Genomic DNA, 19,000 nt, shown 5'->3' on the forward strand with positions numbered 1-19,000 from the left:
GCGTTCGGCGGGCGGGCGTCGGTGGCAGGCGTGCAAAGCCCAAAGCGAGCAGCAGCTTCGCGCGAAGAGGACGCGCACAAGTGTATCGTTCGCTCTGACTCTGCAGGAATTTAGCTATGGAAAACGTGCCGATTTCCGTCTTCATCTGTCACGCCGACCAGGACGCGTCTCTGCTGCGCGAGTTGGAGCAACATCTGGCCCCACTTGATGGTTCCGTCGATATTTGGCACAGGGGACATGTCGCCCCAGGAGCGGAGTCGATGCGGGAGGCCTCCGTCCGTCTCGCGCGAGCCGCCCTAGTCTTGCATCTCATAAGCTCGGACTACCTTGCGAGTGATCTGTGCCGTGACGAGGCGGAGCAGGCCATCAGCCGCGAGAACCACGGAATTTCGAACGTCGCCATCATTGCGCGCGCTTGCCTGTGGAGGAGTGCGATGTGGGTCCCCGCCGTGGTACTGCCCTTTGGCGGGATGCCGGTAACTAGCTGGCCCAACCGTGACGAGGCATGGACGAAGGTTGTGGAAAGCGTTCAGGCTACGATTTCCATTATGAATGGGGCCGCGCAGCTTGTCGAAAGGCTTCGAACCAACATCGCGTCTCTGGGAGAGCCGAGCGCAGACGTGCAGGCGGCCCTCGATGCGCTTGGTTGCATCGTTCACGGCCCTGGGGCTCAAAACATCGCCGCAGGACCTCCTGCCAAGAGTCGCGAACTGGGTCGAGAGCTGAGCGCATCGGCGGCCAGTTCCCTGACTGAAGTTCCGGGGAGCGTCCACGAACTGCTTCATGTGCTGGAAGACAGAGCCGCGAGTATTAGAAGCGACCTGCACAAGCACTATAGTTACGTCGCCGTACAGGAGTACCTTGCAGAGTTTGAAACACTGCACACGGCGCATATGAACAGCCTTAGGGAGGGCATGCTCATGCGGGCGCATGAACTCGCACGGCGGATCCACAGGCTCTCCTGGAGGCTGGAGACCGATAACTATTGGCGTAAACACCAAATGGAAACGCCAAGTCTGAGATACCATCACACGGAGGATGCATTTACTCGTGGACCGATGGCACTTACCTACCTACCCGAGCTGAAGGTTCGCCAGTCCCCACATAGCTCCATAACACAACCCACGACGACCGAGGCCTACCTTGAGGCACTTCGCACACTGCAGACGTCCGAATAGCTCCTCACCCGAGCGGTGCCGCCGAAGAACCCGATGCAGCCGACCGTGCGGGCAGGCTCGCTTCGCTGGCCAGCCCACCCGGCGGCTGATAGGGAAGCCTTTCGGCGGGCGGAGTCTCGGCACGGTCCGTTCCTGCGAGGCTCTGTCGCCAGATAGCGGATGCGCCTGCTCCGTGTTCACACCCAGTACCTAGCCTTGCGAGGACTCTACCGATGGCCAACGTTTCGATCTCTGCGAATCTCACCGATCCGCAGTGTGTGCTCGTGGCGCAGTCGCTTCAGCAGTACTGGCAGGTCGCTTTGACCCAAATGGGTAGCGGCGGAGATTTCAGGATCGGCCATGGCAAGGATGGTAGGTGCACCCGCGTGCACTCCGCCCCGTGGAATGGAGGCCTCTGGATCTGGTCTGATCCACGGGGCTGTGAGGTTTTTCTGAGCCTGAAGGCGGGAAAACCTCGCGACTACGCTGGCGCAGGCAGGATTCCGGCGGGCACCTACCGTGGTTCGGGCCACTGCAGATGCGGGTGCGGGCACTGATGCCTCCAAGCGCAGTCGGCCCCGAATGCGCTGCGGTCGCGCGCCGCTGCCGCGGGCCGGGAGGCGCGGCGTGCCGTGGTCTTCCACGCGGACGAGCCCGCGCGTGGTGTTCTTTCTGCCGCAGCGAGACGGCGCTCATGCCTGTTAGCGCCCAGCCTCAATAAGGCTTCAGGCCGACATCTCGCTCAAGCTCCTTGATGGAGGAGGGTACGCATCCCCCGCACGAGGCATCGTCCACCGTGGGTGCAGGGGCGCCTCCTCGTGCCCGCCGGCTGCATTCCCGCGACCTATCTCAAATTCTCACGCCATCTGCTCCTCCCTGCGCTTTTTCTCAGATCATGGGGAACGCGGACGTTCGCGTCGCCGCCCGGGCTCGCCACGCCGAGATGCATTGCTTCGTCCCGACCGAAATTGTCATGCTCCTCAACACTTTTCCCGCCGCCCACGGGTGTAGGAGCGGCCGCGGAGTGGGAGCGGAGCATCGGCGCGGTGCCAGCCACAAAAGGCGACGAGGAGGCCCAGTCTTGGCGGACAACCTCCTCGTCGTGCTCCGGTTCGCGTGTCGAGGAATCGAAGCGGTCACAGTCTCGTCCACAGCGCGCTCGATATCAAGAGCTGGCAGCAGCAGTTGCCGACGGTCGAGGCGGTGCGCCCCGCTCGCTGCCCTGCGTGCGGAGCGGCGAGCCACCCCGTCGGGGCACCTCTTGGCCTCCACGGCCATGGCCTTCGCGAGCGGCAGGTGCGTGGCCCGGCCGACCCGAACGCGCCCGCCGTTCTTCTCGTGCTCAAGCTGCGCCGTTACCGCTGCCTGCCCTGCGGGGCGGTGATCCTCGTCGGTCCACGCGAGCTGCTGCCGCGGCGGCACTACAGCGCCGCGGCGATCGGCTTCGCTCTTGCGCTCTACGGGCTGGTGCTGGCGACCGTCCGCGAGGTGCGCCGGCGGATCAGCCCGCAGACGATCCTGGGCGCCACGGCCTTCACCGGCTGGGCCACGCTCCGCCGCTGGACGCGCGCCGTCGCGCATCGACGCCTCTTTGCCGCACTGCCGTTGTCTGATCCCAGCGCGATGCTGCGCCGCGTGGCAGCGAGCGCGGCGGCCTCGCTCGCCGCCTACGCGGAGCCGACCTCCCGGGGCGAAGCGCTGGAGCACCGAGCGTTCCTCGGCGCCGCGCACGCAGCGTGAGGGCGGCTGACAGCGACGAGCCCAGAGAACAAGGCCCACCCGAGAGGATCCCTCCCTCGACGAGCCTCGGTGGCGCACAAGGGCCCCGCGCCGCAGGGCGCAGAAAGGACCCTTCGATATGGATCTCGGACCTGCCGATCACGCCGAGGCCGTCGCGATCTTTCGCGCTTCGGTCATCGGCCCCGTCATGCACCGCGAGCTCGGCCGCGGACGGCTCGCCACCGAGCTGCGCGCCTTGAGCGCCCAGCGCTTCCGGCCGCCGGGCGCCGACAGCACGCGCACCTATTCGGTCCCCACGCTTGAGCGCTGGCTGTACGCCTACCGCGCCGCAGGCCTCGCCGGCCTTCGTCCCGAGCCGCGCTCCGATCGCGGCTTCGCGCAGGAGCTATGCGCCGAGCTGCGCGAGCTCTTGCTCGACATCCGGCGCGAGCATCCCGCGGCCTCGGTGTCGCTCATCCTGAGCACGCTCGTCGACGAGGGGCGCATCGATCCGGGCCAGGTCTCGGCGCCGACCGTGCGACGGTTGTACGCGGCGGCGGGTCTGTCGCGTCGGGCGGAGCGCTCGGAGCAACAGCCGAGGACACGACTGCGCTGGCAGGCCGAGCGGCCCGGAGCGCTCTGGCACGGTGACGTCTGCCACCTGCCGCAGTGCAAGATGGGCGGTCGGACGGTGCCTGTCCGCATCCATGGCTTGCTCGACGATGCCTCTCGCTACGTCGTCGCGCTCGAGGCGCACTCGACCGAGAGGGAGGTCGACATGCTCGGACTGCTCGTGGACGCACTTCGCCGTCACGGCAAACCGGATGCCCTTTACCTGGACAATGGCTCCACCTACCGGGGCGAAGTCCTCCGGACGGCGTGCTCGCGGCTCGGTATCACCCTGCTGCATGCGAAGCCCTATGACCCGCAGGCACGCGGCAAGATGGAGCGCTTCTGGCGGACGTTGCGCGAGGGGTGCCTGAGCTTCCTCGGCGAGGTCGCGTCGCTCAAGGACATCGACGCTCGGCTCAGGGCCTTCCTCGAACGACGTTATCACGCGGCGCCGCACGCCGGGCTGATGGGCAAGAGCCCCGCGAAGCTGTACGCGCAAAAGCCCGCCGGCGACGGCGCGATCGAGGAGCGGGCGCTGCGCGCCGCGCTGACCGAACGCAGCCGGCGGCGCGTGTCCAGCGACAACGTGATCTCCATCGACGGTGAAGCCTGGGAGCTCGACCAGGGCTATCTGGCTGGCCAGCTCGTCACGGTGGCTCATTGTCACGTCGCCCCGGACGCGACCCCGTGGGTCGAGCACGAGGGCAAGCGCCTGCCGCTCCGCCTCCTCGATCCGGCGAAGAACGCGCGGCGCCGGCGGCCGCCACGCGGCGGTCCGCTCGCACAAGGGCCGAGCCGCCCCACCGACTTCGATGTGACGAGAACGCTGCTGCGGGCTGGAAGCGAAAGTCCGCAGGCCTCGCAGCCCGACGACAGCTCCGAGGGAGGTGCTCGATGAGCGAGTCCTTCGTCCGATTCTTCGGGCTCTCCGAGTCGCCCTTCTCCAAGGAGATCCCGGACAGCGATCTCTGGCTGCCGCCCTCGAAATATGAGCTCGTCGAGGAGCTGTGCGACGCGGTCCACGAGCGCTCCCAGGTGCTGCTCGTCGGCGAGCCGGGCGCCGGCAAGACGTGCGTGCTGCGCGCGCTGCGCCATCGCTTGCCGCAGGCCGGATTCCGCCTGACCTACTGCCACAACGCCACGCTCGGACGCCGCGATTTCTACCGACAGCTCTGCCAGGCCCTCGGCCTGACCCCTGCCGCGACCGCGGCCGCCGTCTTCTACGCGATCAGCGCGCACGTCGAGAACCTCGGACGAGAACGGATTCACCCGGTCTTTCTGCTCGACGAGGCGCACCTACTTCATCAGGACACGTTGGACCATCTTCACATCTTGGCAAATTACGAATGGGACAGCCGGGCGCTGCTGAGTCTGATTCTGGTGGGGCTGCCCGACCTCAAGGACCGGCTGGAGCTGCGCAAGAACCGCTCCCTGTACTCGCGGATCGACCGACGCCTGTCGATCGGACCGATGACGGCGGATGATACGAGCGAGTATGTCCGCCTGCGGCTCGGCCGTGCCGGCTGCGATCGCGATCTCTTTACCTCCGAGGCGCTGACCTCGCTGCACGAGGCCGCCGGCTCGAGCCTGCGCGAGATCGACCGCGTGGCCACCGCCGTGCTGCGCGAGTCGGCTCGGCGGAAAAAGAAGCTCGTCGAGCGGGACGTCATGGCCCGGGTGATCGGCGACGTGAAGGGTGACGCCGACTGAACGGCGTCTACGCTCACGCGTGGCAGGCGCCGGCAGCCATCGCGCTGTCGGCGCCTACGGGCCATTCGACGCGATGGCCATCGCGCGTTGAGGGCCCCCGTGCGCCGGAGATGGCCATCGCCCAGCGGCGCGGCCCGTGCAGGCGGGTGATGGCCATCGCCCTCCTCGACCTTGCCCGCGCAAGCTCGTGATGGCCATCAACCAGACGGCGCGCAACGCCATCAATCAGCCTGAGCGTCAACAATGCCCCACGCTGCCCGGCGCGCTGCCGAACAAGGCGGTGGTGTTCGATGTTCCGGGCAGCCCGGCCCGCGGAACACCGTCAACGCGTTCGGCGGGTGAGTCCAAGACAACTTGACGTTGGTAGCAGGCCACATGCAATCTGACATAGTGTGTGAAATATGACTAAACAGAAGGCGAAGCCGCAGCCCGTACGGAGTCATCGCGTAGCAGGTTCATCCGCAGCAGCGACCGCTGCTGCGATGGCGCACAAGTGGGACCTCGCCTACGCGCTTAATAACCTCGGCGTCGTCACGCCATTCGAGAGCGAGTTCCTCGCCATCGTCCCCGCGTCAGATCCCCGTGTGGTGGAACTCGGACAGCGCTCGGCGGCATCTAGAGCCCTAATGTCAAGGTTCACAGATCCCTATGGCAGAGCAAAGAACGCATGCGCCCTGATCGTCCGCAGTGACGCTCCCGACAGCTGGCGAACCAGGCAAGCAATCGTCGGATTCCGGGACGTCTTCGCAATATCGTCGCTCGCGTACGGTTGCCAGATGGCGCTCACCACTACGGTGGGATGGAACCTGATCTACACGACTTACTTCGACCTGTACCCCATCGTCCCGACCGACGATGGGGACGATCTCATGACCATCACGGCCGCGGTCCGCGGATTCGACCCGGCCGCCGATTTTCGTGGCCAGGTTTCCCCGTATGTTATGAGCACGAATCTGTTAAGGCCTCAGCCCGATCCCATGCTCGTCGACAGGCTTCGCGACGAGTGGATCAGACACGTGCAGAGTAAGTCAAAGACACGTGAGGCTCTGTTCCGGTCCATGGAAGTGGCATATCAAGCCGCAAGTCTTCCGTTGGCCAACTCCGCCTACGAGCATGGCGCGAGAGTTGCTCTGTGGGTGAGTGCCTGCGAGATTCTCGCCAACAGTGCATCCGGGCGTGCGAATCTCGGTACCGTACTTGATCTGCTGGGAAAGGCGAAGTGGAACGATCGAAAGGTCGGCCACCGGCGGTACGTGGTCGAATATCCGAGGAATAATAGGAGACGAGTCAGCTTTGTCGGAAAGCTGTACCGGGAGCTCTACGTTGCTCGCAACGATTTTCTACACGGGAATCCGGTGCAGGTGGATCGGCTGTTCCCGTTCAAGGACAAGGAGAAGCCGTTCCTTAATCTGTTGGCACCGCTAGTCTACAAGGTAGCCGTCATGTGCTATGTCGACGAACTGCGCGACAAGCGACGCCGAGACGCGAAGGTCAAGCAGGATCTGGCCGACCTCTGGGAACAGGGAACGCTGGAAGAGGCATTCCTGAAGGTAGCGGAGGGATAGGCGAATTCAAGGTGCGCTCTTGAAGCATCGGCCCCATTGCTGTGCTGCGTGCGCCGGCCAACAACGGCCTGCACCCGACGGTGCGCGGAGTCTCGCTCCGCTCGGCACCGCGCCCCGCGGGTGAGGCCGCTGCCGTTGCGCGGGCGGAGCAGCGCGGGAAGCCGGGAGGCGCCCCCTCGACGTCGCCAGGGCTCGGAGCCACGTCGCCTGCCGAACAGGTATCGAGCATGCGGAAGACGGTGAGCTACGCGGCGTTGTTGCTCCTCGCCGCCGTTTCTTCGGTCCATCGGGGTGGCACGGTCGGTCGTCCACCACAGCCCGCGGAGTGTGGAGTTCTCCTGCATCGCGGACGGCGCCGCGGCCACGGGCGCGAGACGACGCCGGGGCTACCCAGGAAACTCACCGGGGCTGCCCAGGAGCCGTACAATGGTGACGAAGGACACCAACGGGGGCGCGCAGGAGGGGCGCGGAGGCCGCGCAGGACAGGGGCGAACATTGCGCAGGACACCAGCGGGGGGTGCAAAGGAACGCGCCCAGGCCGCGCAGGAACCCCCCCGGGGCTGCGCATGAGGGTCGACGGGGCCGCACAGGAGAGCACCGGGTCTTGCGCAGGAAGGCCAATGGCCTGCGCAGGACGGCCGGCGGCGCTGCGCAGGAGGCCGCCGCGCCGCCGCTCCGCCTGGTCCCCCGCCCCGCGATCACCTCACTGCCGTGCGCGCCGCGCGCCCCGCACGCCGCCTCCGCCGCCGCCCTGGCCCGGCGTGCCCCAGCCGCCGTCGCCGGCCCAGTCCGCTTCCTGGACGGCCTCGCTGATCGGTCCCCCCGGGGATTGCTTCGTGCGCAACACCGCACCCGCAACCCTGCTGCCTGCGGAGCAGGCGCGGCGGCACATCACGCTTCCGCCACCTCGCCGAGCCTCGTCGAGAGCCCCCCCTTGCTCCACGCGCGCTCGACGCGACGGACCGCGCGACCGCGTCGCCACGGCGGGGTGGCGCCATGCCCCGAGCTGTGCGGCCCTACAAGAATTGCTCGAGTCACCGGACTGGAACGGCACATGCTCAGGGCGAGCCGCGAGCTGGCGTCCAGGCTCGTTCATCTTTCAAGACTGCGAGAAGAGTGCCATGTCCGCCCTCATTGCCGAACAACAGACCCACCCTCTGCGGCTGGATGTACGACCGCTGACGCCCGTGATCGGGGCGGAGATCCACGGCGTCGACCTGCGCAAGCCGCTGGCCCCCGCCACGGTGCAGGCAATCGAGCAAACCCTGCTCCAATGGAAGGTGATCTTCTTCCGCGAGCAGGACATCTCCAACGAACAGCTGCTCACCTTCGGCCGCTCCTTCGGCCCGCTGACGCCGGCCCACCCGATCGCGCTGGGGCTCCCTGAGCACCCGGAGATCTGGGAACGAAAGGCCGCCGAGTACAAGGAGAACCACCGGTCGGACCTCTCCATCCCCACCGCCAAGCCGCCGCGCGACTACAAGGGATGGCACATCGACATCACCTTCGTCGCCAACCCGAACAGGTACTCCATCCTGCGCGGCGTGGAGATCCCGCCGTACGGCGGCGACACGCTCTGGAGCAACCTCGAGTGCGCCTACGACGGCCTGTCGCCCACGATCAAGGCGCTCGTCGACGGGCTCCAAGCCGTCCACCGCACGAGCAGCTATGATAGCGGAGAGCCCAGGCCTGGCCGCAAGGCCACAGGCCCGTTCGCCGCGCTTCACCCGCTCGTGCGCGTGCACCCGCGGACCGGGCGCAAATCGCTGTTCGTCAACCCGGGGACGACGAGCCACATCGTGGGCCTGCGGGAGCGCGAGAGCCAGGCGCTGCTCGACATGCTGGCCGACGAGGTGACGCGGCCCGAGTACGCGGTGCGCTTCCGCTGGACGCCCAACGCGATCGCCGTATGGGACAACCAGGCCACCGCCCACGCCGGCCCCATCGACTACGCTCACTTCGACCTGCCGCGCGTCGTTCGCCGCATCACCGTCGCAGGTGAGCTGCCCCAGGGGCCCGACGGGTTCCGCTCGCGGCCGCTCGAAGGCGAGCTGTTCGGCGTGCTCGGTTGACGCCGCGCCGCCACGCCGTCTCCGCGCCGGCGCCCCGGCTGGTCGGGTGGCCCCGCCCTCCGAAGACCGTGCCGACGATGGCCGCCTGTCAAGGCTGATCGAGTTCTCCGTGAAGCCCGGACGGGTGGCTCGCCGGCGGCGAGGAACCCTTCCGCTCGGGTACGAGCGGCCTCTGGTCGGGAAGGAGCCAGGCTCCGTTCTTCGTGACCTGCAGGCCGGCCCTCGCCGGGGAGCGGACCAAGGACCACGGCCGCCGCGAGTCGCGGCCCCTCGCCCAGGACCCGCGCCGGGGCGGGCCCGGCTCGTGACCCTGCCGAACTTGCGGTAAGCTCCCTGCATCATGAGCGAGGTCGAGAATGTCCTGGTCGCAGCGCTGCGTCTGTCGGCGGAGGACCGAGCGGCCGTGGCGGCCGCGCTGATCCAGAGCCTCGACGAGACCGAGCAAACGACCGAGAAGGTCGAGGCTGCGTGGGCCGAGGAGATCCAGCGACGTCTCGCCGACGTCGACGCCGGGGTCGTCACGCCGGTCCCTTGGCCGGAAGCCAGGCGCCGCATCCTGGCGGCTGCAGACGGACGTCGTGAAGCTCCTTGAGGTCCTGCCAGCCGCACTCGCGGAAGCCGAGTAGGCTGCGGCGTGGTACGCGGAACGGGATCCACGCGTAGCGGCACGGTTCGCCGAAGAGATCGAGGCGGCATTCAACCGAATTGCGGAGGCGCCGGACAGCTGGCCCTCCACCCGTTACGGGACGCGTCGGGTGCGTTTGACACGGTTTCCCTATCTCGTCGTGTACCGAGACGAGCCAACGCGCATTCTTGTCGTGGCCATCGCACACGCAAAGCAGAGGCCGGGCTACTGGAGGAAGAGGTGATGGGAGCGCCGCATGCGGTCCCACCAGGCCCTTGGACGCCGCGCCGCACACGCCGAGCCCGCCCCTGCGGCCGCCGCCTCCGCCGCCGCCCTGGCCCGGCGTGCCCCGGCCGCCGTCGCCGGCCCAGTCTGCTTCCCAGCCGGCCTCGCTGATGCGCCCGTCCTCCGCGCCGCCGGGTAATCCGTCACCGCCCTTGCCGCCGACGCTCGGGAGCCCGCCCTCGCACGGGTTCACCACGGCAGGCCCGCCCGCCACGGTCTCCGCCGAGCGCGCATCCCCTCTCCGTACATCCCATCGGCGCCGTCGGCTGCGTCGCTCGGCCCGGGCAAATCCTCGCCGTCATGGCCCCCCAACCATAGGAGGGGCGAAACCTGCCTCGGAGGATCTCGACCTCGGTGTTCGACTGGACGAGCATCGTGATCGGGCCAAATGAAGTGAGGATCATGTCAACGATTCTCGATACCCCGTCCGCGCCCGTGTCCTCGGCGGTCGCCGGCACGACGGTCAGCGGAAAATCCGAGAAGCTCGGGGCGGTGCGGTCGGCATCGTGGGTCCAGGCGCAGCTTGGCTGCCTCATCCCATCGAAGGGCCGCCTTCGCTCCACAGCCTGCGGGTGAGGCGGCGCTGAGGGCGGGAGCGCGGCGGCGGAGACGGGGGGCGGGGCGGACGCGGATAAAGCTGCATTGGCGGAGCCCATGACGCGCGCCATAGCGGCGGGATACCTCCCGGCCGCGAGCCCCCTGCCGCGCGCCGCGTGATTGACGGCTTCTGGCGGGAGCACCAGTGAATGTACAAGGCTGGCGTCGGTCGCCCCCGTCGAGGGCACGAATGCGTCAACCGTCGGTCGCGGCACCGCGGCGCCGAGGAGGAGGACCTCGCCATGAATCCACTGTTTTCCACGGGCCGCGCCCTGGCGATTGCCATCGCCCTCGCCCTCCCCGCTGCCGCCTTTGCGGAAGAGCGCCGCCCCCCGCAGTTCGTCGTGTTCTCCTTCGATGGGTCGCTCGCGCTGGACCGCTGGGAAGACACCCTCCGCTTCGCGCGCGAGCTCAGGGCGAGACAGGCGCCGGGCTTCGGCTTCACCTACTTCATCAGCGGGGTCTATTTCCTCGCGCCCGAGAACAAGACGATCTATCACGGGCCCAGGCACCACCCCGGCCAATCGGACATCGGCTTCAGCGGCAGCAGGGCCGACATCCTCGAGCGCATCGATTACGTCAATCAGGCCGACGCGGAGGGGAACGAGATCGCCTCGCACGCCAACGGGCATTTCCAGGCCACGGAGGAGGGCTGGACAGAGGAGGACTGGGGGAGTGAGCTCAGGCAGTTCAGCCTGCTCACCTTCGATGAGGTCTTCAGGAACAACGGCTTCACGGCCGCCGAGGCGGCCGTGCATGCCTGGCGCCCCGGGATCAAGCCGGGCGTGATCGGCTTCCGCGCTCCCTACCTCGCGGTCACCCCCGGTCTCTGGCCTGCGCTGAGGAAGTTCGGCTTCAAGTACGACGCGAGCCGCACGGCGCCGGCGGATTACTGGCCAGAGAAGCTCGATGGCGTGTGGAACTTCCCCCTGGCCGAGCTGAGGATCGCGGGCACCGGCAAGAAGACCCTCTCGATGGATTACAACTTCTACGACGCCCAGTCCAGCGCGCGGCCGGTGAGCGATCCCGTCAAGTGCAAGCAGTTCGAGGATCAGACCTACGAGACGTACCTCGACTACTTCCAGGGCAATTACAGCGACAACCGAGCGCCTCTTCACATCGGCCACCATTTCTCGCTCTGGAACCAGGGCGCCTACTGGAACGCCCTCAAGCGCTTCGCCAGCGAGGTCTGCGGGAGGCCCGAGGTGCGATGCGTGACCTACCGAGAGCTCCAGGAGAGCCTGGAGGCCTTCGGCGAGGAGCGGATCGCCGAGTTCCAGAGGGGAAACTTCCCGCGGCTGGATCTCGACAATCCGCGGATTGCCGCCTCTCCCGAGGGAGGCGATCGGGCAGCGGCGCCCCCGCCCAGCCCGGCGGCGCCGCCGCGAGCGCGGGGTCGCGTCCGGCGACCCGCATGCTGTCTTGGAGCCTCTGCGCTGCGTAGCGTTCCGCGCCGGAGGTGTGGATGGACGAAAGCAGACGCAGCTGGCGTGACCGGGTGGCGCACTGGCACAAGAGCGGGCACTCTGCCCGCGTGTTCGCGGAGCAGGAGGGGGTCAGCGCAGGCACGCTCTACTCCTGGAGCCGCCTGCTGGGGATGAAGCGAAGCGAGTACCGGCAGTTGTCGGAGAAGGAAGGGCCGGCCTCGGCCGGCTCGACCAGGCACACCTTGACAAGGTGGGGCAGCCGTCGGATACGCTATCTTTCCACGATGTATGGAAGCGACACGAGGGGGTGGGGTCGGACAGATGCCCGGATCCAGAGGACATACGCCTCTTCGGGTCGCGCGGCACAGTTGATTGCGATGCTGGCCAGAGACCCTGAAAGCCCGTTCCTTCATCTACCCAATCTTCAATGACACCCATCTGGACTACCGAACTTCCGTACTCGCTGACCGGCTCGATGGCACCTGTCTTTGATCCCATGACGGGATCTGTGCTGGTCTCGGATGGCTGGGGCACTCCTTTCGCGTCGTTGTCGCTTCGGCGCGTGTCATTGTCGGATGGCGAGGTCACCGGCACCGCTCGCGTCCGGTCCGCCGTGTATTCGACGGCTTTGAGCCCCTCGTCAGAATCCCTCCTTGTCGCATCCGGCAAGCGCCTTCTTGAGCTTGAGCGAGCGACTCTGCGCGAAATAAGGCGTTGGGACAAGGGTGTACCACAGTACGCTCACCACTCTGTGCGCATTGGCGAGCTCGCTGTGTGCATGTCCTCGCGAGGACCGACGGTAGGGCTCTTCAATCTCGATGACGGCTCCTGTCGCCGCAAGACAGTCGGTTCCTGCCAGGGGCTCTATCGTCACGACGCTCGAAGCGCGCTGATCTGTTCAGGCAGCGAGGGCGTCGTTGCGATGCTCGATGCCGCCAAAGTGACCCTCACGACGATCGCAGCGCCGGGCCCTTTCATTCATGCAGCGTACGCGGACCAAGCAGCTGTGGTTCTCCTTGGTCTCGGCGTTCCGTTTGACGTGACCAGTCAGAGCGTGACCCACAATCGCATGTCAGGACGCTTGGCATTCGTGCAAGCTCAGCCTGGCGCCAAGGTGGTCGCGATGGATGCCCCCGTCCCGTTCTCCTGGCTGAGCCTGAGTCCTGATGGCCGGCAACTCGTTCTTGCTGATGGGCAGGATGTCTATGTGTGCACGTGCGACGGAACCTTCGTGGACGTCGCGGCGCAGCATAAGCTCCCTGCCTCGTTCGAGGTCGCGCTGGTCGTTCACGATCGTGAGCTTCTGATTGCAATCGACACGCAATCCAAGCAAGGAGCTGTGTCTGCGTGGCGTATCGGGCTCCAACGGTCGCCATCGTCATCCTGGCTAACGAGTGCATGAAGCCGGCGGCTTGGTTCCCTGAAGAGGGCATCGCCGCTGGGCGCCGTGGCGCGTCGAAGGCCCAGCAGTCATACGGCGCCCAGCTGTCTTGCCACCCGGCGCGTTGCGGTGCTATTTTCCGAGCTGCGGGTCATGCACAGCCGTCAGGCCGACCTACGTGACCGCTTCCTGCGCGCTTCCATGAACCTGATTCAGCTGGCCGACGCCCTGACCGCATGCGCCGTCGCTGATCCCTGGGCGTTCGACGGCGGCGACTTCCTGGACACGCTCTCCCGGATCGAAATGACGGCCGGCATTCTTCAGCCGCCGTTTTGCACGGAGCTCGAGCTGAACGATCGCTTCATCGTCGTCGATCACGAGGCCCACGTGCCAGCGTCCTCTGTCTGGGGCTTCGCCGCTCGTGCGGAGCTTGAAGCGTTCATCCTTGGCCCCGCGGGGCTGACGAATCCGTTCACGACCTTCTGCGTCGCCTTCGTGGACGGCAGCTGCTGCCCGTTTCGGCTGCTCTACGTCGATGGCGCACGAGATGTCGAGTTCAGCAAAGCCGCGCAGCTGGAGCGCGACCCCTTTGGGCATGAGTATCCGGAGCTCCGGCTCGAATGGTCGCCGACCGCGCAACGTCGCTCGTGACGCGTCCGCGCAGAGAGAGGCCCAGAGGCCGCCTGACTGGCTAGCTCCGAGCACCGCGGTGCCAAGGTCGTTCGGATGGTCGGTCGACTCGCCCTGCGCGAAGGCGAGCGTCCCCCGTGGCGTCAGAGCGACTCGAGGTACGCCACGAGCCTTCTCGCATGGCCGCCCTCGGTCACCTTTCTCTGCCCATCGAGCAACGGCACACCCTCCAGGTCGCCGGACTTCCCCTGCATCACAAGGATCCATTGAATCGGATCCTGGTCGCGCAGGCCCAGGTCGAGGACATCCAGATCGTCACCGCCGATCGACTCCTGGCGCCCTACGATGTCCGTGTGATCTGGGCAGATGCATGAGCGTGCAGCGCGACGATGCCGGTGCTCGGGTAGCCGTTCTCGCCCCCTTGCCACCTCGCCCGCCCAGCCGCCGGCTCCTCCCGCTCCTCCCCCGGCGCCCCCCTTGGACGCCGCGCCGCACACGCCGAACCCGCCCCTGTGGCCGCCGCCTCCGCCGCTGCCCTGGCCCCGCGTGCCCCAGCCGCCGTCGCCGGCCCAGTCCGCTTCCCAGCCGGAGGCCGCATCGCCGTGGGTGGCGGACCCGAGCCATGCTACAGTTCCCCTATGTCCACCGAGGAACTTCTCGCGCAGGTGCTGCTGTTGCCCCGCCACGAGCGGGCCCGGCTGGCAGAAGAGGTGCTTTCCAGCCTTGAGGAGCCCGACGCCGAGGAGGTCGCAGCAGCGTGGACGGATGAGCTGACGCGCCGGGCGCGCGAGGTCGCGGAGGGTAAGGTCCAGACGGTCGACTGGGGCACGGCGCGGGCGGAGATCCTGAAGGAGCTCGAGGACCGGCGTGCGGGTCGAGCTTCATCCTGAAGCGCGCGCTGAGCTTCGTGCGGCGGCCATCGGTACGACGAGAGGCGCCCCGGGCTGGGCGACGAGCTCATCGCCGAGGTCTCGTCGATGCTCGATAAGATCGGAGAGGCCCCGACATCTTTTCGGATCTGGCCCGGGACTTCTCCTGTACCACGGAGCATTCGCAGAGCGACCGTCGACCGTTTTCCGTACGTCATTGCGTTCGAGATGCACCCCGAGCACACGCTCGTGCTCGCCATCGCGCATGCAAAGCGACGTCCGCTGTACTGGCTCACTCGTGCCTTGTGAATGGCCCGCCCAATACGGCAATGCACGCGACGCCGCTTTGCGCTGCGGGTAGATCAATGACGACCGTCGAGAGGCGAACGCGCGCACGCAGCTGCCTCCTCGCTGGTGCGCTCGGCGACGCATGGGGCGGTCCGTACGAGGGCCTTGCCGGGCCGGTACAGCCCGTCTTCCGAGAGGCTCCGCGGCTCTCCGATGACACCTGGCTGACCCTCGCCACGTGCGAGGCCATCGTGCTGAGCCGAGGACGCGTACAGCCGGAGCGGATCGCCGAGCGCTTTCGTCACTGGTTCGAGACGGGCCGCATCTCCGGCGTAGGCTCTGCGACGCTCAAGGCGCTTCGCGATCTCGCCGCTGGCGCCCACTGGGCTCTTGCTGGAGCTCGCGGTGAGTTCGCCTCAGGCTCGGGTGCTGCCATGCGCGCAGCGCCGTTGTCGTTCTTCCTGGACCCGAGCGTCGAGGCGGACCGTCGAACGATTCGGCAGGCGAAATAGGCCGCTTGAAGGGGGGGAGACAATAGCCGGCGCGCGATGGGCGTGTCACCTTCTGCCGGGAGGCCCGTCAGACGATTGAAGACATCGAAGGAGCCAGGTGCGATGAAAAAACCGGAGCTGGTGAGGTTCGAGATCGAGGGTGCCGAAATGGCGGTCCGCCTGGCGGGCGATCGCGAGAAGCCGGCGATCCTCCTGATCCACGGCTTTCCAAGCTCCTCGGAGTCGTTCCGGAACGTCATCGACACCCTCGCGCGGGACTGCTTCGTGATCGCCCCGGACCTTCCGGGGTTCGGCGGCTCCGAGCCGGTCGAGCGCCCCTCATTCTCGCGTTTCGCGGACATGATCGACGGACTGCTCGCGCGGCTCGGAGCCGGGTCCTTCCACCTCTACCTCCACGATTATGGAACGGCGGTAGGACTTCATCTCGCCACGCGCGCGCCGCGCAGGATACGCAGCCTCATCGTCCAGAATGCCAATGCTCATGAGAGCGGGATGGGGCCGCAATGGTCGGCGACCAGGGCCTACTGGGACGATCCCACGCCGGAGCGGGAAGCCGAGGCGACCGCGCACCTGACCTTCGAGGGGACGCGCGACCAATATCTGGGTGGCGTGCCCCGGGACATCGCCGAGCGCATCAATCCCAGGCTGTGGGAGGAGGACTGGCGGATCATGTCGCTCCCCGGCCGGCTCGAGACGCAGCGTGCGCTGGTGCTCGACTATCGCAGCCATGTCGCGAGGTTCGGGGAGATCGCCGATTATCTCGATCGCTGGCAACCCCCGGCGCTGATGCTGTGGGGGCGGCACGATATCTTCTTCGATCTCGAGGAGACCCTCTCCTGGATGAAGGCGCTCCCGCGCATGGAGGCGCACATCCTCGACGGCCCGCATTTCCTGCTGGAGACCCATCCGGCCGAATGCGCCGCGTTGATGAGCGCCTTCGTATCGTTCGTCGACTCGCGCATCATGTACGGCGGCTAACTGGCGCTTACAGCGGACGAGCTTGCGCTCGCCGCCGAAGCGCCGGTATCTTCGGCGAGCGGAGGCGGTAGGGGCGCGATGCGATCGGTCGTTGTTTTCCTGCGGGACACGATGGAGTCTGCGGTCACGGCGTACCTCGACGCCGCCTACCCGGAGCAGCGGGACCCGTGGGTCGTGTTCGTGGCCGGTGACGCCTGCCTGTACATCAACCTGTACCGGCACGGCCCTCTTGAGCACGAGCCGGAGGACTGGGCCGACATCGTCCAGAGGTTCGGGGGCGAGCCGGCGGTCTGCGTGATCGCCGACGTGTCCGGGCGGCACCCCGGCGACGCGCAGGTGGCCGGGTTCGTGGCCGGGCTGCTGTCCCGGTTCAGCGGGGCCGCGATGGACGACTACACCGCGCACCTGTGGTCGCTGGACGAGCTGCGGGGCGGGCACCGGGTTCGGGGGCACCCTTTCTTCGACTACAACGGCTGGTTCGCGGAGAAGAGCCGGTAGGGCCGGACGCAGGCGCTGCACCTGCGCTTGCGGGTTTGTGGGCTTTTGCGCCGGAGAGCAGCGGATTGTCCGTCAGCTTGAGCGCCGCGCCATGAACATCGAACACGGCTCGGTCTCGGAGAGTGGCCATGTCCCCGGGCATTGCTGCGAAGGAGTCGAAGCGCTAGAGCTTGCCGGTCGGCAAGAGGCGCCTGACCGGCGCTCGCAGCCGACGGCGCTGACGCGCCCCGGCTGGAGCGCAATACGTTGGCTATCATCAGGTGCATTCGTGTCGAAGATTGATCTCAAGAGGGAGCTCAAACATCTCTACCAGGCATCCGCGAAGGAGGTGGTTCAGGTTGACGTGCCGGCATTTCGGTTCCTCATGATCGACGGCGAGGGCGACCCCAACACATCACAGGCGTATGCCGCGGCAGTGGAAGCGCTGTTCTCCGTTTCCTACACGACGAAGTTCATGATAAAGAAGGGGGCGCAAGGAATCGACTATGCGGTCATGCCTCTCGAAGGCCTCTGGTGGTCGGATGACATGTCCGCCTTCACCTCCAATGACAGGTCGAGGTGGAAATGGACGATGATGATCATGCAGCCTCACTTCGTGGAGGAAGCGGTGATTCAGGCGGCCATGGCGGAGGTGAGGCGAAAGAAGGCGCTCCCCGCGGTTGACGCGCTCAGACTGGAGAACTTCACGGAAGGGTCATGCGCTCAGATACTTCATATTGGCCCCTTCACTGAAGAAGGGCCGACCATTCAGCGAGTCCATGACTTTATCGTTGCGCGCTCGGCGCTTGCAGGAAAGCACCATGAGGTGTATCTGAGCGACATACGCCGCGCCGATCCGGCCAAGTGGAAGACCATCATCCGCCAACCTATGATGCGATAGCCGACAGTTCGTTCGAGCCGGCGCCGCTTCGCGGCGCGGCTCGACTCAGCCGCCTGCCGGCCAATGACCAGGGCGATCGGCCTCAGCGGCCCTCTCGCGCCGCAGCCCTCGCCGCGCCGAGCCCCATTCCGAAGAGGGCCGCGAGGATCCGGCCCAGCGCCGCCCCGAGGCCAGGCGAAGGCTCGTCGCACAGCGTCGGTGCGACCGAGAGTCGCAGCCGGTCCCGGAGGATCTCCTGAGCGCGGCGAATGGATTGCGGATCCCGGCGGTCGAACCAGATGGCTTCGCCAGATGACTCGCTGGCCTCGGGGCCTTCGTCCTCCACCGGCCCGAGGTACAGGGTCACGGTGTGTCGTCCCAGTGTGGCAGGCGGGTCGATCCGCATGTTTCTGGGAAACAGCGTGCTCCGCGCTCGTGACAGCTCTGTGGCGCAGGCGAAGACTCTCCGTTGCAGCGCGGCGCTCACCCCGCGGGCGGTGGAGCGGACGCGGCCCCGTCGATGCATGGATAAGTTGCTGAACCAGCATCACTTTTCCGGGAGGGATGCGGATCGCGGAAGGTCCTACATGTCCACCAGCGCGTGCAGCGTGGCTGTACGGTGGGATGGCCACGACGCGGACCAAGCGGAGGCGCGCGGCCCCTGGACGCGTTATGGACACCTGGATACGCTCGTCGAATGAACGACTTGTTCGACGGTGACTCGAACGATCTGTTCCCGCCCGCCGACCGGGCGAAGATCGAGGCGCTCACGGAGGATCCGGACGCGACGGTCGGCTACGAGCTGAGCAAGGGGATGCTGGTCTGGTCGGATGAGATACCGCGCGACATCGATATGTCCACGTTCAAGAAGATTGTGATGCTCCTTGCCTATCGATCCATGATGTACCGGCCCGAAGAGTTCCGAGATAGCCAGAACGAGCTCGTTCGTGACTGGTTCCCGACATGCCGCGCGACATGGGAGAGGGCGAGGGCCAGCGGCCTCCGGTGGATCGGCTTCGCGCCGTCGCGCACCGATCCCGCGAACCTCGCGCGGCTCCTCGAGCTCGAGAAGAGCGAGTTCTCGGACATGTAGCCTGCGGGTGATCCCGAGGGCGTCCTGCTCGACGACCTTCAGGACCGGATCGGGAGGAGACGACCAGCTGCTCGGATCGAGCACGGTGCTGGACGCCAGGTACGTGCTGTCCTCGAGCGACGG

Annotated in this window: 22 protein-coding genes and 1 pseudogene; 21 read left to right on the forward strand and 2 right to left on the reverse strand. The window is 66.8% G+C overall.

What is annotated here, in order from left to right:
• Positions 1 to 116 precede the first annotated feature (116 nt).
• From WMF34_RS38185 to WMF34_RS38210, 6 genes are all read left to right on the forward strand, one after another.
• Positions 117 to 1,178 carry a TIR domain-containing protein gene (locus WMF34_RS38185; RefSeq protein WP_437990879.1) on the forward strand — a complete coding sequence of 354 codons (1,062 nt, stop codon included), beginning with the start codon at positions 117 to 119 and terminating at the stop codon, positions 1,176 to 1,178.
• A gap of 1,317 nt (positions 1,179 to 2,495) precedes the next feature.
• Positions 2,496 to 2,897: a hypothetical protein gene (locus tag WMF34_RS38190; RefSeq protein WP_437990880.1), complete on the forward strand. Its 402-nt coding sequence runs from the start codon at positions 2,496 to 2,498 to the stop codon at positions 2,895 to 2,897.
• 118 nt (positions 2,898 to 3,015) lie between these two features.
• Entirely contained in the window at positions 3,016 to 4,386 is a 1,371-nt protein-coding gene (locus WMF34_RS38195; protein WP_437990881.1) for a DDE-type integrase/transposase/recombinase, read from the forward strand.
• Positions 4,383 to 5,198, forward strand: coding sequence for an ExeA family protein (locus WMF34_RS38200; RefSeq protein ID WP_437990882.1), 816 nt, complete (start codon positions 4,383 to 4,385; stop codon positions 5,196 to 5,198). The genes WMF34_RS38195 and WMF34_RS38200 overlap by 4 nt, the downstream gene beginning before the upstream one ends.
• A 190-nt stretch (positions 5,199 to 5,388) precedes the next feature.
• Positions 5,389 to 5,556 carry a hypothetical protein gene (locus WMF34_RS38205; protein ID WP_437990883.1) on the forward strand — a complete coding sequence of 56 codons (168 nt, stop codon included), beginning with the start codon at positions 5,389 to 5,391 and terminating at the stop codon, positions 5,554 to 5,556.
• Positions 5,557 to 5,680: 124 nt separating this feature from the next.
• Positions 5,681 to 6,763: a hypothetical protein gene (locus tag WMF34_RS38210; RefSeq protein ID WP_437990884.1), complete on the forward strand. Its 1,083-nt coding sequence runs from the start codon at positions 5,681 to 5,683 to the stop codon at positions 6,761 to 6,763.
• Positions 6,764 to 7,466: 703 nt separating this feature from the next.
• Here WMF34_RS38210 and WMF34_RS38215 read toward each other — a convergent pair.
• Positions 7,467 to 7,610, reverse strand: a complete 144-nt coding sequence (locus tag WMF34_RS38215) for a hypothetical protein (protein WP_437990885.1) — start codon at positions 7,608 to 7,610, stop codon at positions 7,467 to 7,469.
• Positions 7,611 to 7,884: 274 nt separating this feature from the next.
• On the opposite strand from WMF34_RS38215, the gene WMF34_RS38220 reads away from it, so the two are divergent.
• The 14 genes and pseudogenes from WMF34_RS38220 (at position 7,885) to WMF34_RS38285 (ending at position 17,805) form a co-directional block, all read left to right on the forward strand.
• Positions 7,885 to 8,835, forward strand: a complete 951-nt coding sequence (locus WMF34_RS38220; RefSeq protein ID WP_437990886.1) for a TauD/TfdA dioxygenase family protein — start codon at positions 7,885 to 7,887, stop codon at positions 8,833 to 8,835.
• A 340-nt stretch (positions 8,836 to 9,175) separates the two neighbouring features.
• Positions 9,176 to 9,427: an addiction module protein gene (locus tag WMF34_RS38225; RefSeq protein WP_437990887.1), complete on the forward strand. Its 252-nt coding sequence runs from the start codon at positions 9,176 to 9,178 to the stop codon at positions 9,425 to 9,427.
• Between the two features lie 49 nt (positions 9,428 to 9,476).
• Positions 9,477 to 9,704 (forward strand): annotated as a pseudogene (locus WMF34_RS38230) (type II toxin-antitoxin system RelE/ParE family toxin); the annotation flags it as partial.
• Between the two features lie 395 nt (positions 9,705 to 10,099).
• Positions 10,100 to 10,321 (forward strand): hypothetical protein, encoded by a 222-nt coding sequence (locus tag WMF34_RS38235; protein ID WP_437990888.1) that lies wholly within the window; start codon positions 10,100 to 10,102, stop codon positions 10,319 to 10,321.
• Between the two features lie 263 nt (positions 10,322 to 10,584).
• A complete protein-coding gene (locus tag WMF34_RS38240) occupies positions 10,585 to 11,943 on the forward strand; it encodes a hypothetical protein (RefSeq protein ID WP_437990889.1) in 1,359 nt (452 codons plus the stop codon).
• A complete protein-coding gene (locus WMF34_RS38245; protein WP_437990890.1) occupies positions 11,877 to 12,200 on the forward strand; it encodes a hypothetical protein in 324 nt (107 codons plus the stop codon). Before WMF34_RS38240 ends, WMF34_RS38245 begins: the two co-directional genes overlap by 67 nt.
• Positions 12,197 to 13,171 carry a hypothetical protein gene (locus WMF34_RS38250; protein ID WP_437990891.1) on the forward strand — a complete coding sequence of 325 codons (975 nt, stop codon included), beginning with the start codon at positions 12,197 to 12,199 and terminating at the stop codon, positions 13,169 to 13,171. The genes WMF34_RS38245 and WMF34_RS38250 overlap by 4 nt, the downstream gene beginning before the upstream one ends.
• A 132-nt stretch (positions 13,172 to 13,303) precedes the next feature.
• Positions 13,304 to 13,801 carry a hypothetical protein gene (locus WMF34_RS38255; protein ID WP_437990892.1) on the forward strand — a complete coding sequence of 166 codons (498 nt, stop codon included), beginning with the start codon at positions 13,304 to 13,306 and terminating at the stop codon, positions 13,799 to 13,801.
• A 158-nt stretch (positions 13,802 to 13,959) separates the two neighbouring features.
• Positions 13,960 to 14,154, forward strand: a complete 195-nt coding sequence (locus tag WMF34_RS38260) for a hypothetical protein (RefSeq protein WP_437990893.1) — start codon at positions 13,960 to 13,962, stop codon at positions 14,152 to 14,154.
• Positions 14,155 to 14,418: 264 nt separating this feature from the next.
• Positions 14,419 to 14,670: an addiction module protein gene (locus WMF34_RS38265; protein WP_437990894.1), complete on the forward strand. Its 252-nt coding sequence runs from the start codon at positions 14,419 to 14,421 to the stop codon at positions 14,668 to 14,670.
• A gap of 344 nt (positions 14,671 to 15,014) precedes the next feature.
• Positions 15,015 to 15,449 carry an ADP-ribosylglycohydrolase family protein gene (locus tag WMF34_RS38270; RefSeq protein WP_157907204.1) on the forward strand — a complete coding sequence of 145 codons (435 nt, stop codon included), beginning with the start codon at positions 15,015 to 15,017 and terminating at the stop codon, positions 15,447 to 15,449.
• A 102-nt stretch (positions 15,450 to 15,551) separates the two neighbouring features.
• Positions 15,552 to 16,427 carry an alpha/beta fold hydrolase gene (locus WMF34_RS38275; RefSeq protein WP_437990895.1) on the forward strand — a complete coding sequence of 292 codons (876 nt, stop codon included), beginning with the start codon at positions 15,552 to 15,554 and terminating at the stop codon, positions 16,425 to 16,427.
• 78 nt (positions 16,428 to 16,505) lie between these two features.
• On the forward strand, positions 16,506 to 16,925 hold the full coding sequence (locus WMF34_RS38280) for a hypothetical protein (RefSeq protein ID WP_012240129.1): 420 nt from the start codon (positions 16,506 to 16,508) through the stop codon (positions 16,923 to 16,925).
• A gap of 268 nt (positions 16,926 to 17,193) precedes the next feature.
• Complete coding sequence (locus WMF34_RS38285; protein WP_044966811.1) at positions 17,194 to 17,805, forward strand: GyrI-like domain-containing protein; 612 nt, start codon at positions 17,194 to 17,196, stop codon at positions 17,803 to 17,805.
• 82 nt (positions 17,806 to 17,887) lie between these two features.
• On the opposite strand, the gene WMF34_RS38290 is transcribed toward WMF34_RS38285, so the two are convergent.
• On the reverse strand, positions 17,888 to 18,190 hold the full coding sequence (locus WMF34_RS38290) for a hypothetical protein (RefSeq protein WP_437990896.1): 303 nt from the start codon (positions 18,188 to 18,190) through the stop codon (positions 17,888 to 17,890).
• A 291-nt stretch (positions 18,191 to 18,481) separates the two neighbouring features.
• Between WMF34_RS38290 and WMF34_RS38295 the strand changes: the two genes are divergently transcribed.
• Positions 18,482 to 18,877, forward strand: a complete 396-nt coding sequence (locus WMF34_RS38295; RefSeq protein WP_012240132.1) for a hypothetical protein — start codon at positions 18,482 to 18,484, stop codon at positions 18,875 to 18,877.
• Positions 18,878 to 19,000 lie beyond the last annotated feature (123 nt).

The organism is Sorangium sp. So ce145 (genome assembly GCF_051525985.1).
GTDB classification, from domain to species: domain Bacteria; phylum Myxococcota_A; class Polyangia; order Polyangiales; family Polyangiaceae; genus Sorangium; species Sorangium cellulosum_B.

Coding starts and splice junctions, on each gene's coding strand:
- WMF34_RS38265 (WP_437990894.1), top strand. CDS start 14,419: ATGTCCACCGAGGAACTTCTCGCGCAGGTGCTGCTGTTGCCCCGCCAC.
- WMF34_RS38205 (WP_437990883.1), top strand. CDS start 5,389: ATGGCCATCAACCAGACGGCGCGCAACGCCATCAATCAGCCTGAGCGT.
- WMF34_RS38250 (WP_437990891.1), top strand. CDS start 12,197: ATGACACCCATCTGGACTACCGAACTTCCGTACTCGCTGACCGGCTCG.
- WMF34_RS38210 (WP_437990884.1), top strand. CDS start 5,681: ATGGCGCACAAGTGGGACCTCGCCTACGCGCTTAATAACCTCGGCGTC.
- WMF34_RS38275 (WP_437990895.1), top strand. CDS start 15,552: ATGAAAAAACCGGAGCTGGTGAGGTTCGAGATCGAGGGTGCCGAAATG.
- WMF34_RS38200 (WP_437990882.1), top strand. CDS start 4,383: ATGAGCGAGTCCTTCGTCCGATTCTTCGGGCTCTCCGAGTCGCCCTTC.
- WMF34_RS38280 (WP_012240129.1), top strand. CDS start 16,506: ATGCGATCGGTCGTTGTTTTCCTGCGGGACACGATGGAGTCTGCGGTC.
- WMF34_RS38220 (WP_437990886.1), top strand. CDS start 7,885: ATGTCCGCCCTCATTGCCGAACAACAGACCCACCCTCTGCGGCTGGAT.
- WMF34_RS38255 (WP_437990892.1), top strand. CDS start 13,304: ATGCACAGCCGTCAGGCCGACCTACGTGACCGCTTCCTGCGCGCTTCC.
- WMF34_RS38195 (WP_437990881.1), top strand. CDS start 3,016: ATGGATCTCGGACCTGCCGATCACGCCGAGGCCGTCGCGATCTTTCGC.
- WMF34_RS38185 (WP_437990879.1), top strand. CDS start 117: ATGGAAAACGTGCCGATTTCCGTCTTCATCTGTCACGCCGACCAGGAC.
- WMF34_RS38240 (WP_437990889.1), top strand. CDS start 10,585: ATGAATCCACTGTTTTCCACGGGCCGCGCCCTGGCGATTGCCATCGCC.
- WMF34_RS38260 (WP_437990893.1), top strand. CDS start 13,960: ATGGCCGCCCTCGGTCACCTTTCTCTGCCCATCGAGCAACGGCACACC.
- WMF34_RS38225 (WP_437990887.1), top strand. CDS start 9,176: ATGAGCGAGGTCGAGAATGTCCTGGTCGCAGCGCTGCGTCTGTCGGCG.
- WMF34_RS38290 (WP_437990896.1), bottom strand. CDS start 18,190: ATGCGGATCGACCCGCCTGCCACACTGGGACGACACACCGTGACCCTG.
- WMF34_RS38295 (WP_012240132.1), top strand. CDS start 18,482: ATGAACGACTTGTTCGACGGTGACTCGAACGATCTGTTCCCGCCCGCC.
- WMF34_RS38270 (WP_157907204.1), top strand. CDS start 15,015: ATGACGACCGTCGAGAGGCGAACGCGCGCACGCAGCTGCCTCCTCGCT.